Raw genomic sequence first — 16,257 nt, 5'->3', positions numbered from 1 at the left:
TCAGCCCTGTTGCATCAATGGCTAAATGCTGGATTGTTCCTTTAGTCTTTGTGTTGAATGCGACGTTAACCATTTTAGCTCGCTTGCTAATGCATGAATAATGATGGCATGACAACGGTAGTTGAGCGAGCTTAAAAATAGAGTTAATGAACCCTTGAAGACCTCTCAACGGTATTGAAAATACCCGCTTAACCATAAGAGCCGTCGTAATGGCTAAATCACTAAATAAACGAGGCCTTCCATTGCCTTGCTTGATTTGTTTCCATAACTGGATAGCTTCTTCATCAATCCAAAATGTCAGTGAACCGCGATTGATTAAAGCTTGGTTATAGTGTTTCCAATTGGTTGTTTTGTAGCGAGGCTTGGCCATTAGTCTAAGTATTTGGATGAACTTAGCTGATCAGATCGTAGATTGATGATTTAGTTCCATGATTTAGGAAACAAAGCCATGTAAATGCCCCAAAGCGTGCCAACCTAAGAGCTAGGACACATTTCTTTTGTCATTAATTGACCTATTTTAACTAATGATTAATTATGCAATTGGTTGACTTGTAGTTTTAGAGGCTAGAACATATCTGGCTTCAGTGTGTTAAATATTTGTAAGCAAAAATTGAAAGAATGTATTTCTTCCTCTTTGCATGATCCTTAATTGACAGCCTTATAATTAGTCATTGTACAATTGCCATAAAGCTAATAATTATCCATTATAAACTCCAAAATAATAAGCCTATGGATTTAAAGAGCTTATCCATGATGTTACATATACAACTCTCGACTCAAGAGATTCAATAAATATGAAATACATTTTTTCACTTTTAGTAACGAGTTTATTCACCGTTTTCAGTATCTACCTCTTTTGGAACTTTAAGCTTTTACCTGATAACATTACGCTAAATGACGGTTATGCCTATGCTGGTATTGCTTCAATCGTATTTGGTTGCCTTATTTTTAGTGGTAATAAATCCTCTACTAGTTCATCTGACCAAACTAATAGTTTGAGAGTAACTATCACTTTTATTACTGTTGGTGTATTTAACCTTGGGATCAGTTACTTAATCACGCTTCGATAAATGTACTTTGAAAAGATCACTAAAAAAAGAATCGCAATGGCTTGTGGAATACTCGGTAGATATGGTGAGGTATCCATAGAAGGTAGTGCATAGTTACCCTCAATCTCGAAATATAGAACATTAACGACTAGTAGAGTTAAATTGTGGATGCAATGCGTAACAATCGATACTCCTAAGCCAAATTTATAAAATACCCATCCTAATACGCAACTCATAACGAATACGTGCAGAATGTCTTGATGCAATAGAGCAAAGCAAAGAGATGAAATAAAAATAGAGATGATTAAGCCAAACTTAGTTAGGAACTGTTTTAACAGATATCCTCGAAAAATCACTTCTTCTAATGTAGGTAAAAGAACACAAAACAAAAAGGCTGCTTTTAATACACTTAACCAGTTTATCAATCCTCCGTTGTTTTCAAACATGGGCTCAAAATTGTTGATTTTCTTCAAGATATAATTTGGATCCAAAGTATAACCTAGAGCAATCGAAAAATAAGATACAGCTATAGAAAGAGCAAAAAATAAAGTTACTAAAGTAATCAACATTTTTAAAGAAGGAACTGCGGGATTATCATCATTTAAAAGTGCTCCGAACAATATTATAGCTAAAGCAACACGGCTTAACTCAACAGTAATTTGCCAATAAAGCGAAAGCACATTAAAGTCATACTGTCCAAGTATTTCACTAGAATCATAGATGCTAAAAAATAAGTGCCCAGCTAGGGGCGAGGCACTTACTGCTATATAAATAATAAATATAGCAATCTTAAACATGGTATTAACGACCGCCGATTCTATCACCTGAACGTTGATCGCCTGGTGAGTTCATATCACTTCGAGAACGTGAACGAGCCTTCGCAGCTCGATCTCCACTTCTATCACGGCGCTCTCTATATTTTTCATAGTTTCTCTTAGCCTGCGCCGAAGTAAACTCGTTACGATTTTCCACCATCCAGCTACTCCAACCGCCGAAAGCTGATGCTCCTCCTGTTACTTGTGAAAGAGCGTCATCTGATAATATCTTCATTAACAATTCCTAATTTAGTGAATGACAATAAATCAATATAAAACAACTAGTTGAACTGGCTTAATAGCACTACAACAAAAGTCAATTCAAATTAAAATGCCTAATTTTAAGAAATATGAGCAATTGATCGCAATGAGCGTTGTTTCATATCGAACTAAATGAATTGTTTGTATTATATTCAGCTGAATTTTAACAAGAACGCACATATAAGGAACTATATTTGTTTAGAAAAGAAGCGGTGAGAGCTAAACAATTTAGTCTTCCTGGCAAAGTAACTTTAACGCAGCCATTCTCTGTTTATTTCATATGTAGCTTAGTTTTTACCATATTTATACTGCTATTAATTTTCTCATTAAACACTCGTTACTCACGAAAAGAGACGGTTAAAGGGTACCTACTTCCGGAGCAAGGTGTAGTAAAAGTTTTCTCAGGAAGAAGTGGGATACTAGAAGAGTTGCTAGTCTCAGAAGGTGATCATGTCAAAGAAGGACAAGTACTCGCTAAAATTAGAAACAGTCAAAATCTAATCTCTGGTATTGAGCTATCTGAGGCATTACAAGCTGAACTGTCGAGCCAGATAACATCGCTTAATGAAGAGTTAAAGTTTTCTGATATTGTTTTTGATAAATCAAAACTCAGCATTGACCGAAAAATGAGGGAGCTTGGCCACAGCTTAAGTGCGATACAAAAAGCGATGGTAACAAGCAAGCTGCGCCTTAAATTAAAAGAAGAGCAATACGACAATAATCTTGCTTTGTATAAAAAAGGCTACCTTTCCATGGCTGCTCTTTCGTCTATACAAGAAGACTATTTGGAAGCTCAGGGTTCGGTAAACAAGTTAGAAACCGAAATGGCTTCAATTTCAGTGGACATCGCGAACTTAGAATCCCAAAGAATTTCTTTACCGGAAGAGCGATCGCTAAAACGTACCAGTATCCAAAGACAACTATCTGTCCTTAAAGCCGATATTGTTCGGCTAAACAATGAGTACGAATTTATTAAAAATGCGCCTGAGTCTGGCATTGTTACGGCTATACAGCCTTCTATTGGCAGTCAAGTTGACTCAGACAGCCCTATTCTAAGTATCATTCCCAAAAACTCACCACTAATCTTAGAGCTCTTTTTACCATCCAGATCTGCTGGTTTTATTCAGGTTGGCGATCAAGTAAAAATCAGATTTGATGCCTTCCCATATCAAAAATTTGGTTTAGTAGACGGTAAAATTAGCAATATTGATAAAGCACTTATTTTGCCCAGTGATAAGAAACTGCCGATCAACATAACCGAAGCGATGTATCGAGTCAGAGCAAGCATCAACCAACAAGAAATCCACGCATATGGTAAATCATTCCCTTTAAAAGTTGGGATGATAGCTGAGGCGGATATTGTTCTTGATAACCGCTCACTTCTCGAGTGGTTACTTGACCCCATTTATGCGATTAAGGGAAAAATCTGATTTATGGATACAACGAAAAGCGGCAATGCTGTTAATCCTTTGGACTTGTTGACATTTAGCGGGGCCAAAAGAGTTCCTCTTATCCTTCAATCTGAGGCATCCGAATGTGGTCTAGCTTGCCTAGCGATGGTCTCATCTTTTTATGGTCAAAAGGTAAACCTTTCATCACTACGTAAACATGTGGTTGTTGATTCTCAAGGAATGAACTTAAAACAATTAATGTCGGTTGCGGGTGTCATCAATCTATCATCTAGGGCATTGCAGTGTGATCTAGAAGAAATAAAGCTTCTGAAATTGCCGTGTATTCTCCATTGGAACCTTGATCATTTCGTTGTGTTAACGGGGGTGAGTAAAAAATGGTTATCAATAAATGACCCGGGGCGGGGAATAAGGAAAATTTCGTTACAAGAGTTTAGTGAATGCTTCACAGGAATAGCGTTAGAGTTAACGCCAGCGAGTAAATTCAAAAAACAAGATACCAGAGTAGCGATGAAAATAAGTCAGCTCTGGAGCAAAATGACCGGACTAAAGAGCTCCCTTATCTCCCTCTTTTTTGTGTCAATCGTCATACAGGCCTCTCAGTTGATATCACCATATTATCTGCAATGGGTGATTGATAACGTACTACTTAGTAACGATAAACCCCTCTTACAAGTAATGGCGCTCGGTTTTGGACTCTTAGCCCTTATTCAAGTGGTAGTTAAGTGCGTAAGAAGCTGGCTTATTATTAGGTTAAATTGCGCAATCAACATCCAGATGGGAGCGAACTTGTTTCATCATTTAGTCAGACTCCCATTAGACTATTTTGAAAAAAGGCATATAGGAGATGTCGTTTCTCGGTTTGGTTCACTAAACACTATTCGTGAGTTTCTTACGCAAGGAATCATTGAGTCATTAATTGATGGATTAATGGCGATTGTTGTGCTCATTATGATGTATGTGTATAGCCCAAGCCTTACTTTTCTGGTGATAGGTTTTGTTTTTGTATCGTTTGTCATTCAAATGGCTTTTTACTACCCGAACAGACGAGTTACAGAAGAGTCTATCGTCGCAGGCGCAAAGGAAGATTCTATATTTTTGGAGACCATAAGAGGCATTCAAACGATAAAGCTGTTTAGTCACGAAACTGCAAGGCAAAACACATGGCTTAATCGATATGCCGAGGTCATAAATACGGATATTCGCTTGGGTAAGTTAAGCATTGCGGAAGAAAGTCTTGAAAACTCACTTAACAGCTTAGAGCTAATATTAGTCATTTATTTTGGCGCATTGATAGTGATGGAAGAACAACTATCCGTAGGGATGTTGATAGCATTTCTGGCATATAGAAGCCAATTTACTTCCAGTATTTTTTCCCTGATTGATAAATTAATAACATTTAAATTAATCGGTTTACATTTAGATCGATTGTCAGACATCACTTTCGAGGAAACCGAAAATGATAATGGTTCAGTCATTCTTCCTCATTCTGTCCAAGGCCATATAAAAGTGAGTAACTTGTGGTTTCGATATTCTGACAATACAGACTGGATACTAAAGGATATTTCATTTGAGATTGCACCTGGTGAGAGCGCCGCTATCGTCGGACCTTCTGGTTGTGGCAAAACAACATTACTCAAGCTTATCCTTGGATTGTTAAAGCCAAATAGTGGCAGCATTTATATAGATAATGTAAATATCAATGAGGTGTCAGTAACAAGCTACAGAGGTGTACTGGGTAGTGTAATGCAAAATGACAGTTTGCTTTCAGGAACCTTAACCGAAAACATCACAATGTTTGATGTGGATAATTTTCAAGAAGAAAAAATGGTTAGATGTTGCAAGACAGCTTGTATTTGGGACGAAATAAATCAATTACCTATGGGATTTCATACTCAGGTTGGAGATATGGGAAGCAGCTTCTCGGGCGGCCAATTGCAACGAATTTTCTTAGCCAGAGCTCTCTACAAGGAACCAAAAATTTTATGCCTGGATGAGTCTACAAGCCATTTAGACTCAGACAATGAGAAAACGATAAACGTAAATATAAACCAACTCAAAATAACCAAGGTTGTGATAGCTCACCGTAAAGAAACGATTAGATCAGCTAACAGAATTATAAATATAACTCCAGATTCTATGGCGCAATGCGAAGAATACTTTAATCAACCAACGAACAGTGCTTACTTGGAATACGCCAAATGAATTTATGATGACTAAAGCTAAAGGTTATAAAGAACGGGCATCTACAGTAAAGGTGCTTTGTTCAAGATACTTTTTCTAATGTTATAGAGCTGCTTGTAACAATATACGTAAATCATTTTTGTCCAGAAACGAGTTATAGGCAGAGGTCACTGGATGAGTGATCACAAAGTTTACTTTTACCATGACCTTAAAATTTAGATTTTATTACCTTTAATTTGATCTAAGTTTATGACTCACAGAGCTCATTATCTATGAGTCAAAATGAGCAAAAAGTTAGATTATCGGCATGTAAGCCCAGTCGCTACAGGGTTTCCTAACTTTCTAGTCTAATTTTTAGTTACACGTATTTTTTTGTGTCTCTAAACCACTTTTATAAAAGTGGCTTTTACTCTTTGTAAGTGTCTTTATTTATCTGATATTTCTGCATTTTATCGTAAAGTGTTTTTCTTGGGATCTTCAGCAGTTCCATAGTGTCTTTGATACTGCCGGAGCACTCTATCAGTGTTTGTTCGATAAGAGACTTTTCATACTCAGCGACCTGATCGGCAAGACTGGTCAGCACTTTTGCATTTTTGCTTTGTTCACCCAGCTCAGAGAGTTTACCGAGCAAAACATAACGTTCCGCAGCGTTGCGTAGTTCTCTGACGTTACCCGGCCAGTCGTGGCTGAGCAGCGCTTGCAATGCACTCTGAGGCAGAGCGGTCGCCGCTTTACCATAACGTGCTGCTGCCACAAGCAGGAAGTGGTGAAACAGGGCAGGGATGTCTTCGCGACGCTCGCGAAGCGGCGGAATATCCAGCGTGACAATGTTGAGTCGGTAATAAAGATCCTGACGGAAGGTCCCTTCTTGAGCTGCTTTTTTTAGGTCCACTTTGGTAGCTGCAATCACTCGAATATCCAACGGAATCAATTCATTGGATCCGACTCTTTCAATCACGCGTTCTTGCAGTACGCGTAGCAATCGGATTTGAGCCTGCATCGGCATCGATTCAATTTCATCAAGAAACAGCGTACCACCTTGGGCATGTTCAAACTTACCAATGCGTTTTGCATCTGCACCGGTAAATGCGCCTTTTTCGTGTCCGTAGAGTTCACTTTCAATAAGGCTTTCCGGTACCGCTCCGCAGTTAACAGCAACAAAGTTTTTTTCACGTCTTGAGCTTTGTTCGTGAAGAGAGCGGGCGACAAGTTCTTTACCCGTGCCTGTTTCACCAAACAGCAGAATGTCAGCATTGGTGTCGGCAACGTGAGTAATGGTTTCTCTTAATGCGATGATACTGTTGGTTTCACCGATAATCCGAGGACCAAGTGTCTGACTGGCTTTTAGACTCCGTTTTAGCTGTTGGTTTTCTAGCGTTAGTTTTCTGCGCTCAATTGCGCGATTTACCGTCTCTATCAATCTTTCCGGAGCAAAAGGTTTTTCAATAAAATCGTACGCTCCGTCATGCATAGCCTGTACCGCCATAGAGATATCACCATGACCTGTAATGAGAATGACAGGGACATCGCTATCCTGATGGTGAATGGATGAAAGCAGATTTTGTCCGCTTAAGCCGGGCAAGCAGATATCCGTGACGACCACCATAGGCAGTTTGTCCTGCTTAATGGCTAATAATGCGTCTTCGGCACTTGAGAAAAAACGCGCATCGATGTCTGCCAGTTCAAAGCTTTGCTCAATGGCGATTCGAATGTCAGGTTCGTCATCAATAAAAAATACATCGCACATACAACTTCCTTAATTTACTGCTCTGAACTTTGTGGGGGGTTAATTAGTGTGATAGTGAACCTCGCTCCCCCTAGCGGTGATGAGTGGGCTGTCAGGTCTCCACCCATGCCATGCATGATTTGTTGCGAGATAGATAACCCTAATCCTAAACCATTTTTTTTGGTGGTGAAGAAGGGTTCAAACAGGTTTTTCATTTGCTTCAAGTTGAGCCCAGTACCTGTATCGTCAACATGAATGTAAACGTGGTTTTGATGCTCTTCTAGCGTCAGCACGACTTTCTTTATGTCTTGTTCATCAACCGCCTGTATTGCATTGGTCAGCAAGTTAATGATCACCTGTTCCAGTTGGATCGGGTTAATGCTGCATCGAATTGGAGACTCTGGCGCCTTTATCTCAAACTCTACGTAATGGGATTTAAACTGTGGCTGCATAAGCTCTTTTGCGTTGATGATCAGAGGAAGCAGTTGTGCTTCAACCTGATCGCCGGTTTCTGTTTTTCGTGCAAAAGATTTGAGCTGCTCACTTATCTTTGCCATACGCACCGTTAATGCCGATATACGCTCAAGATTTTCATCGGTGCGTTCAGGTTTAGCATTCGCTAGGAACCGTCTTCCGTTGTCGGCAAAGCTGCGAATCGCCGCGAGCGGATTGTTCAGCTCATGACTGATACTGGCAGACATCTGTCCAAGAACGGCCAGCTTTGCGGCTTGTATCAACTCATCCTGAGTCTGCCTTAATGCTTGTTCTGCTCTTATTCGTTCATCAATCTCTACATGAAGTTTTGCAGTACGTTCCATCACCAAAAACTCAAGTTTTTGTTTGGCTTCTGCCTGTAGTCGTTCTATCTGGCGCTGGCGTATTTGTCTGTGATGCAACAGCAGAAAAGCAAGATAAATGATGGCGAAAATCATAGTAAGGATGATTAAGAAACCAAAGGTATCCCAGAACACGTTTACTTTGGGTGATAAGACGTGAATGTTGAGCGCGAGGTTATCGAGCTTATTGGTTGAAACAATGTAGTCGTCTTTTATCCAACCTTGCTTAGGCTTTATCCACTCGGTTTCGGCAAGATTCACATCACCATAAAAACCCAAGGAGGGAATCGCACTGTCTAAGTATTGGCGAGTTTCCTGTATTTTTTGTCGCGACTGCTCACTCAGCTCGGAGACGCTGTGAAACAGCCAATCTGGTCTGCTGGACATGAAAACAATGTTGTTGTCATCAGTTGCAACAAAGTAGCTATTCTTGCTCTGCCAGTTGTCCTCGATGGACGAAAGATCCATTTTTACCACTACGACGCCAATCACTTCTGCCGCATAAATAACGGGATAGGCATAGTAGTAGCCTCGCTGACCAGAGGTGGAACCTAGGGCAAAGTACTGACTTTTCTGGCCGGAAATCGCGTCGTAGAAGTAGGGACGCCAAGCAAAGTTTCGGCCGATAAAGGAACGGTCTAGGTTCCAGTTGCTGGATGCGATGGTGTTGCCGATGCCATCCAGCAAATAAGTGTCAGCCGCTTGAATGACCTCGTTGACTTGCTCCAAATAGAGATTGGTTAAGTCAATTTGAGCACTGTTTTCTGGGTGGCTCAGTGCGTCAACCAGCTCTTTGTCTTTGGAGAGCAGGCGAGGTATGTGCGCGTATTTGTCGAGTTTGGCTGAGATGTGGCTTGAGAAGCGTTCAAGTTCTGACTGTTGTTCTATCAACAGAGATTGATAGCTATAGCGCCAAACGAGATGAGCAGTCATGGCGGCTATGACACCATAAATTATCAAAAACAATACTGAGAGTTGGCGCACAGACAGCATCCTTGTCATACCTTTCTTTCCTTGTTTACTTCGCCACTAATGATACTGGGAACTTCAAATTATCGGTTTAAAAACATCTCGAATATGGGAGACAAAACAAGAGCCAGATCTCTTTTTGATTATTTGAGGAAAAAAATCCCTCGATTCTCTTGAAAAAGCCTATATTGTCCCCATTTCAGTGCCATCGAGTGATTCATTGATTGATGGATTTTTTAGCACTCAAAGAGTTTTTTAGGACATTGGCTTTTTCTTGCTGGGGATTCGCTCGACAGCTAAAGCTGAGATCGGTAGTATATCGCGTCTAATTTTTTAGTCCTGAGGCTAATCAGAGATACCTTTATTCGGCGCAAATCGACAAAAGATGTCACTCATTAGTTCGGTATTTAGGTGAAATTCACTGAGAGTATCGATGCTCAATATTTACAGTTAAGTGTTCTACCGAGCACAAAATAAGGATGAAGCCAAACAGAGATGTTGGCTCATGATGCTCAGGAATACTGAGCCAGTTTTGAGGTTTATATACAATGCAAGTTACTGTTGAAACGCTAGAAGGCCTAGAGCGCCGTTTGAATATTACTGTTCCTGCTGCAAACATCGAAGATGCAGTGGCAGCTGAGCTACGCAACATCGCGAAAAATCGTCGTTTCGACGGTTTCCGTAAAGGTAAAGTACCGATGAAGATGGTTGCTCAAATGTACGGCAAAGCAGTACGTCAAGACATTCTTGGTGAAGTGATGCAACGCCATTTCATTGAAGCAATCGTAAAAGAGAAAATTAACCCAGCTGGCGCTCCAACTTTCGCACCAGTAGAAGTTAAAGAAGGTGCAGACTTAGTATTTACTGCAACTTTCGAAGTGTACCCAGAAGTTGAACTGAAAGGTCTAGAAAACATCACTGTAGAAAAACCTGCAGCAGAAGTTCAAGACTCTGACGTTGAAGAGATGCTAGAAACTCTACGTAAGCAGCAATCTACTTGGACTGAAGTAGAAGAAGCGGCTGAAAACGGTAAACGTGTTTCTATCGACTTCGTTGGTTCTATCGACGGTGTTGAGTTCGAAGGCGGTAAAGCTGAAAACTTCCCACTAGAAATGGGTGCAGGTCGTATGATTCCTGGTTTTGAAGACGGTATCGTTGGCAAAACTAAAGGTATGGAATTCGAAATCGACGTGAACTTCCCAGAAGAGTACCACGCTGAAAACCTAAAAGGTAAAGCAGCTAAGTTCGCTATCAAAGTGAACAAAGTTGAAGCTCGTCAACTACCAGAACTAAACGACGAGTTCGTAGCTAAGTTCGGCGTAACTGAAGGCGGTGTTGACGCACTTAAAGCTGAAGTTCGTAAGAACATGGAACGTGAACTTAAACAAGCAATCAAAGCGCGTATCAAAGATCAAGCGATTGAAGGCCTAGTGAAAGAAAACGCAATCGACGTTCCAGCTGCTCTAGTTGATCAAGAGATCGATGTGCTACGTCAACAAGCTGCACAACGTTTCGGTGGCAACATCGAAGCTGCTAACCAACTTCCACGTGAAATGTTTGAAGAGCAAGCAAAACGTCGCGTAGTTGTAGGTCTACTTCTAGGTGAAGTAATCAAGACTGAAGAGCTAAAAGCAGATGACGAGAAAGTGAAAGCGCTGATCGAAGAAATGGCGACTGCTTACGAAGATCCATCTGAAGTTATCTCTTACTACGAGCAAAACGAGCAAATGATGAACAACATGCGCAACGTAGCTCTAGAAGAACAAGCGATTGACGCGATCATTGCTAAAGCGAAAGTTACTGAGAAAGCAATTAGCTTTAACGAGCTAATGAACCCTCAAGTTGCTGCTTAATAAGCAATCTATAGCGTAGAAGGTTGACGAGACATCAACTATTCTGCTAACAATGGTCCGTATGATATACATCATCCGGGCCATTTATTTTTAGGGATATTAAGACTATGAGCTACCAAGAAAAAAACGCAATGTCGCCGATTATTGATGCGCTAGTACCCATGGTGGTTGAACAAACTTCCCGTGGCGAACGTTCATACGATATCTATTCACGTCTTTTAAAAGAGCGAGTTATTTTCTTAACGGGTCAGGTAGAAGACCACATGGCAAACCTTGTCGTGGCTCAGCTGCTTTTCTTAGAGTCGGAAAACCCGGACAAAGATATTTTCCTATACATCAACTCACCAGGTGGTAGCGTGACTGCGGGTATGTCTATTTACGACACTATGCAGTTTATTAAGCCAAACGTGAGCACGGTATGTATGGGACAAGCTTGTTCTATGGGCGCATTCTTACTAGCTGGTGGCGCACCTGGTAAACGTTATGTTCTACCAAACTCGCGCGTAATGATTCACCAACCGCTAGGTGGTTTCCAAGGCCAGGCTTCGGACATCCAAATTCACGCGCAAGAAATTCTATCGATCAAGAACAAATTGAACCGCTTGTTGGCAGAGCATACTGGTCAACCGCTTGAAATTATTGAGCGTGACACTGACCGTGACAACTTCATGTCGGCTGAACAAGCAGTAGAATACGGTTTGGTGGATTCAGTACTGACCCACCGCGGTGAGTAACAGTTCTGGTAATTGTTTAACGCAATTTAAATGAAATTGTTATACACTCAAACCATAAAGAGTAAAGGCTAAGAGGTTAGCGAATGACAGATAAAAGCAAAGAGGGTGGTAGTAGTAAACTGCTGTACTGCTCTTTCTGTGGCAAAAGCCAGCACGAAGTTCGCAAGCTGATTGCAGGTCCTTCTGTGTATATCTGTGACGAATGTGTTGATCTATGTAACGACATTATTCGCGAAGAGATTAAAGATGTATTACCTAAGAAAGAGTCGTCAGCATTGCCTGCGCCTCGTGAAATTCGTGCACATCTTGACGACTATGTAATTGGCCAAGAACACGCTAAAAAAGTGCTCGCTGTTGCGGTATATAACCACTATAAGCGTTTACGTAATGGTGATACGACAAGTGATGGTGTCGAGCTTGGCAAAAGTAATATTTTGCTTATCGGCCCTACAGGTAGCGGCAAAACTCTCCTTGCTGAGACACTGGCTCGCTTCCTAGATGTACCATTTACGATGGCAGATGCTACCACGCTAACTGAAGCGGGCTATGTTGGTGAAGATGTTGAAAACATCATTCAGAAACTGCTTCAGAAGTGTGATTACGATGTAGCAAAAGCGGAACGCGGTATCGTCTATATCGATGAAATTGACAAGATTTCTCGTAAGGCTGAAAACCCGTCAATCACACGAGACGTTTCTGGTGAAGGTGTTCAGCAAGCACTATTGAAACTGGTTGAAGGTACGGTTGCATCGGTTCCACCGCAAGGCGGCCGTAAACATCCTCAACAAGAGTTCTTGCAAGTAGATACTTCTAAGATCTTATTTATCTGTGGCGGCGCATTTGCTGGTCTAGATAAAGTGATCGAACAACGTGTTGCAACCGGCACTGGTATCGGTTTCGGTGCGGAAGTTCGTTCTAAAGATCAAAACAGAACAGTAGGTGAGTTGTTTACTCAGGTAGAGCCTGAAGATCTAGTGAAATATGGTCTGATTCCAGAATTCATTGGTCGTCTACCTGTGACTGCAACACTGACTGAACTGGATGAAGAAGCACTGATTCAGATTCTGTGTGAACCTAAGAACGCTTTGACCAAACAGTACGCAGCACTTTTCGAACTTGAAGATGTTGATCTTGAGTTCCGTGAAGATGCACTTCGTGCAATCGCAGCAAAAGCGATGGCTCGTAAGACTGGTGCTCGTGGCCTGCGCTCAATTCTTGAGAGCGTATTGCTTGAAACCATGTACGAGTTACCTTCAATGTCTGATGTTGAGAAAGTTGTGATTGATGAGTCAGTGATTAACGGCGAATCAGAACCACTAATGATTTTCTCAGGCAACGAGAGCCAAGCAGCTGGCGCTGAGTAAATTTGCCAAGTCTCTTGGGTTTAAAAGCCATTAAGAGTCAATAAATAATCAAAGGAGGTAATCATTACCTCCTTTTTTTTATTCTGTTATTGAATCCAGTTAGTTAGCCCCCATATACTCCGATATATATCAAAGCGGAAGAGAGAATAATATGAACTTGGAGCGTTCCGAGCGTATAGAGATCCCCGTATTACCTTTACGTGATGTGGTGGTGTATCCACATATGGTGATCCCTTTGTTTGTTGGTCGTGAGAAATCGATTCAGTGCCTAGAAGCGGCAATGGACAACAACAAACAAGTTCTTCTGGTTGCACAGAAGCAGGCCGAAACAGATGAACCTACTATTTCGGACTTATTCGAAGTGGGTACGGTTGCTACCATTCTGCAATTGCTGAAGTTGCCTGACGGCACAGTGAAAGTGTTGGTCGAAGGTCAACAGCGCGCCAAAATTAATGAGTTTCATGAAGGTGAGTTCTTCTCTGCAAGTGCTGAATTCCTGATCACTCCAGAGTTAGATGATAAAGAGCAGGAAGTGATAGTACGCAGTGCTATCAACCAGTTCGATAGCTTCATTAAACTGAACAAGAAGATTCCACCTGAAGTTCTGACTTCATTGAATGGCATCGAGGAAGCTGCACGCCTAGCGGATACCATCGCAGCGCACATGCCTCTCAAACTAGCGGATAAGCAAAAAGTTCTTGAAATTTTAGATGTGACTGAACGTCTAGAGTTTTTAATGGGACAGATGGAATCTGAAATCGATTTGCTACAAGTTGAAAAGCGCATCCGCACTCGCGTTAAGAAGCAAATGGAGAAATCTCAGCGTGAGTACTATCTGAATGAGCAAATGAAAGCGATTCAGAAAGAGCTGGGTGAAACTGAAGATGGTGTTGATGAGTTCGAAGTTCTAAAGCAGAAAATCGAAGACTCTAAAATGCCTGCGGAAGCGCGTGAAAAAACAGAACAAGAGTTGCAGAAGCTGAAAATGATGTCTCCGATGTCAGCAGAAGCAACAGTCGTTCGCAGCTATATCGATTGGATGATCAACGTTCCTTGGACCAAGCGTTCTAAAGTGAAACGTGATCTGGCAAAAGCTGAAGAGATTCTTAATGCTGACCATTATGGTCTTGAGCGCGTTAAAGAACGCATTCTTGAATACTTGGCGGTACAAAGTCGTATTAGCAAGTTAAAAGGTCCGATTCTTTGTTTAGTTGGTCCTCCGGGTGTGGGTAAAACATCACTTGGTCGTTCAATTGCCGCGGCAACAGGGCGTAAGTACACGCGTATGGCGCTCGGTGGCGTTCGTGACGAAGCTGAGATTCGCGGTCACCGTCGTACTTACATCGGTTCTCTGCCGGGTAAACTGATCCAAAAAATGTCGAAAGTTGGTGTGAAAAACCCGCTATTCCTACTTGATGAAATCGATAAGATGGCATCGGATATGCGCGGCGACCCAGCTTCTGCACTATTGGAAGTGTTAGATCCAGAGCAAAACAACTCGTTCAATGACCACTATCTCGAAGTGGACTATGACTTGTCTGACGTAATGTTTGTTGCGACATCTAACTCGATGAATATTCCGGGCCCACTGTTGGACCGTATGGAAGTTATTCGTCTATCAGGCTATACCGAAGATGAAAAACTGAACATTGCTAAGCGTCACTTAGTTGAGAAGCAAATCGAGCGTAATGGTCTGAAACCTTCTGAAATTACCATTGAAGATTCAGCGATTATGGGTGTGATTCGTTACTACACACGTGAAGCGGGTGTTCGTAGTTTAGAACGTGAGATCTCTAAGATCTGTCGTAAAGCAGTGAAAAACATCTTATTAAACAAAGATGTAAAACATGTCACTGTGAACCAAGATAATCTTAAAGAATACCTTGGTGTACAACGTTTTGACTTTGGTAAAGCAGACGAACACAACCGTATTGGTCAAGTAACGGGTCTTGCTTGGACAGAAGTCGGCGGTGATTTGCTAACGATTGAAGCTCAGTCTATGCCTGGTAAAGGGAAGCTTACTCAGACTGGCTCATTGGGCGAAGTGATGCAAGAGTCTATTCAGGCAGCAATGACAGTTGTGCGTTCTCGCGCAGAAAAACTGGGCATTAACCCAGATTTCTACGAAAAACGCGATATTCACGTGCATGTACCTGAAGGTGCGACACCGAAAGATGGCCCAAGTGCTGGTACGGCAATGTGTACAGCATTAGTGTCTTGCTTAACAGGTAACCCTGTGAAAGCAGATGTTGCAATGACGGGTGAAATTACCCTTCGTGGTGAAGTTTTGCCAATCGGTGGTTTGAAAGAAAAACTACTGGCTGCTCATCGTGGTGGTATCAAAACGGCGCTAATTCCGAAGGACAATGAACGTGATTTGGAAGAGATTCCTGACAACGTAATCGCTGATCTTAAAGTCATTCCTGTACGTTGGATTGACGAAGTTTTGAAGGTTGCACTGGAAAATGACCCTACTGGTGTGGCATTTGAAGCCGAAAAAGAGTGATGTGCAGCAAAAATAAGTAAAAGATTACGCTGATAGGCTCAAAAAGGGCTTGTCAGCGTTTTTTTTGGAGGCTACCGTTATTCACTATAGCTTTCAGCCCAGTTGTAACAAGGCTTTAGGTTATCTTTAAACATCAATGGAACGAATAGGCGCCGAACAAAATAATAAATTGGCGACCAAAGGGGAATCACAGTGAATAAAACACAATTAGTAGAAAAAATCGCAGCTAACGCTGATCTATCAAAAGCTTCAGCAGGTCGTGCTCTAGACGCATTTATCGAAGCAGTAAGCGATACTCTTCAGTCTGGCGACCAAGTAGCTCTAGTTGGCTTTGGTACTTTCCAAGTTCGTACTCGTGCAGCACGCACTGGTCGTAACCCAAAAACTGGTGAAGAAATCCAAATCGCAGAAGCTAAAGTTCCTGCATTCAAAGCTGGTAAAGCACTGAAAGACGCTTGTAACTAATTTCTTAGAATGACTTTTTGCTGCTTGCAGCAAAATTTATTCGAACCTTTTTTAATTATGCGCATCCTACTGATGCGCATTTCTTT

At 41.5% G+C, this 16,257-nt stretch carries 12 protein-coding genes; 7 read left to right on the top strand and 5 right to left on the bottom strand.

The features are described 5' to 3' along the window. The 3 genes from HKI82_RS06885 to HKI82_RS06875 form a co-directional block, all read right to left on the bottom strand. The coding region (locus tag HKI82_RS06885; RefSeq protein WP_171137569.1) for a transposase at window positions 1-370 on the bottom strand (370 nt) is incomplete at its 3' end. A gap of 678 nt (window positions 371-1,048) precedes the next feature. Then, on the bottom strand, window positions 1,049-1,846 hold the full coding sequence (locus HKI82_RS06880; protein ID WP_171137568.1) for a CPBP family intramembrane glutamic endopeptidase: 798 nt from the start codon (window positions 1,844-1,846) through the stop codon (window positions 1,049-1,051). 4 nt (window positions 1,847-1,850) lie between these two features. After that, window positions 1,851-2,099: a hypothetical protein gene (locus tag HKI82_RS06875; protein ID WP_171137567.1), complete on the bottom strand. Its 249-nt coding sequence runs from the start codon at window positions 2,097-2,099 to the stop codon at window positions 1,851-1,853. A 220-nt stretch (window positions 2,100-2,319) separates the two neighbouring features. Between HKI82_RS06875 and HKI82_RS06870 the strand changes: the two genes are divergently transcribed. Then, window positions 2,320-3,555, top strand: a complete 1,236-nt coding sequence (locus tag HKI82_RS06870; RefSeq protein WP_171137566.1) for an HlyD family secretion protein — start codon at window positions 2,320-2,322, stop codon at window positions 3,553-3,555. Between the two features lie 3 nt (window positions 3,556-3,558). Then, the gene (locus tag HKI82_RS06865) at window positions 3,559-5,739 is read left to right on the top strand and encodes a peptidase domain-containing ABC transporter (RefSeq protein WP_171137565.1); all 2,181 of its coding nucleotides are present in this window, start codon (window positions 3,559-3,561) and stop codon (window positions 5,737-5,739) included. A gap of 385 nt (window positions 5,740-6,124) precedes the next feature. Here HKI82_RS06865 and HKI82_RS06860 read toward each other — a convergent pair whose 3' ends face one another. Next, window positions 6,125-7,465, bottom strand: a complete 1,341-nt coding sequence (locus HKI82_RS06860; protein WP_171137564.1) for a sigma-54-dependent transcriptional regulator — start codon at window positions 7,463-7,465, stop codon at window positions 6,125-6,127. Between the two features lie 14 nt (window positions 7,466-7,479). Then, window positions 7,480-9,273, bottom strand: coding sequence for a sensor histidine kinase (locus HKI82_RS06855; protein ID WP_171137581.1), 1,794 nt, complete (start codon window positions 9,271-9,273; stop codon window positions 7,480-7,482). Window positions 9,274-9,797: 524 nt separating this feature from the next. On the opposite strand from HKI82_RS06855, the gene tig reads away from it, so the two are divergent. The 5 genes from tig (at window position 9,798) to HKI82_RS06830 (ending at window position 16,171) form a co-directional block, all read left to right on the top strand. Further along, window positions 9,798-11,102, top strand: a complete 1,305-nt coding sequence (tig, locus tag HKI82_RS06850; RefSeq protein ID WP_171137563.1) for a trigger factor — start codon at window positions 9,798-9,800, stop codon at window positions 11,100-11,102. Between the two features lie 107 nt (window positions 11,103-11,209). After that, on the top strand, window positions 11,210-11,836 hold the full coding sequence (clpP, locus tag HKI82_RS06845) for an ATP-dependent Clp endopeptidase proteolytic subunit ClpP (protein WP_102940688.1): 627 nt from the start codon (window positions 11,210-11,212) through the stop codon (window positions 11,834-11,836). An 83-nt stretch (window positions 11,837-11,919) separates the two neighbouring features. After that, window positions 11,920-13,200 carry an ATP-dependent protease ATP-binding subunit ClpX gene (clpX, locus tag HKI82_RS06840; RefSeq protein WP_042486817.1) on the top strand — a complete coding sequence of 427 codons (1,281 nt, stop codon included), beginning with the start codon at window positions 11,920-11,922 and terminating at the stop codon, window positions 13,198-13,200. 151 nt (window positions 13,201-13,351) lie between these two features. After that, on the top strand, window positions 13,352-15,706 hold the full coding sequence (gene lon, locus HKI82_RS06835) for an endopeptidase La (protein WP_102953872.1): 2,355 nt from the start codon (window positions 13,352-13,354) through the stop codon (window positions 15,704-15,706). Window positions 15,707-15,898: 192 nt separating this feature from the next. Then, window positions 15,899-16,171, top strand: coding sequence for an HU family DNA-binding protein (locus HKI82_RS06830; protein ID WP_042486811.1), 273 nt, complete (start codon window positions 15,899-15,901; stop codon window positions 16,169-16,171). The last annotated feature ends 86 nt before the right edge of the window (window positions 16,172-16,257 follow it).

The organism is Vibrio plantisponsor, from assembly GCF_013041605.1.
Taxonomy (GTDB): Bacteria; Pseudomonadota; Gammaproteobacteria; order Enterobacterales; family Vibrionaceae; genus Vibrio; species Vibrio plantisponsor.
This window is presented reverse-complemented; position numbering and strand designations above follow the sequence as displayed.

What these genes read in the sequence shown, in the direction of transcription:
- tig (WP_171137563.1), top strand. Translation starts at nt 9,798, where the DNA reads ATGCAAGTTACTGTTGAAACGCTAGAAGGCCTAGAGCGCCGTTTGAAT.
- HKI82_RS06855 (WP_171137581.1), bottom strand. Translation starts at nt 9,273, where the DNA reads ATGCTGTCTGTGCGCCAACTCTCAGTATTGTTTTTGATAATTTATGGT.
- lon (WP_102953872.1), top strand. Translation starts at nt 13,352, where the DNA reads ATGAACTTGGAGCGTTCCGAGCGTATAGAGATCCCCGTATTACCTTTA.
- clpP (WP_102940688.1), top strand. Translation starts at nt 11,210, where the DNA reads ATGAGCTACCAAGAAAAAAACGCAATGTCGCCGATTATTGATGCGCTA.
- HKI82_RS06860 (WP_171137564.1), bottom strand. Translation starts at nt 7,465, where the DNA reads ATGTGCGATGTATTTTTTATTGATGACGAACCTGACATTCGAATCGCC.
- HKI82_RS06875 (WP_171137567.1), bottom strand. Translation starts at nt 2,099, where the DNA reads ATGAAGATATTATCAGATGACGCTCTTTCACAAGTAACAGGAGGAGCA.
- HKI82_RS06880 (WP_171137568.1), bottom strand. Translation starts at nt 1,846, where the DNA reads ATGTTTAAGATTGCTATATTTATTATTTATATAGCAGTAAGTGCCTCG.
- HKI82_RS06865 (WP_171137565.1), top strand. Translation starts at nt 3,559, where the DNA reads ATGGATACAACGAAAAGCGGCAATGCTGTTAATCCTTTGGACTTGTTG.
- clpX (WP_042486817.1), top strand. Translation starts at nt 11,920, where the DNA reads ATGACAGATAAAAGCAAAGAGGGTGGTAGTAGTAAACTGCTGTACTGC.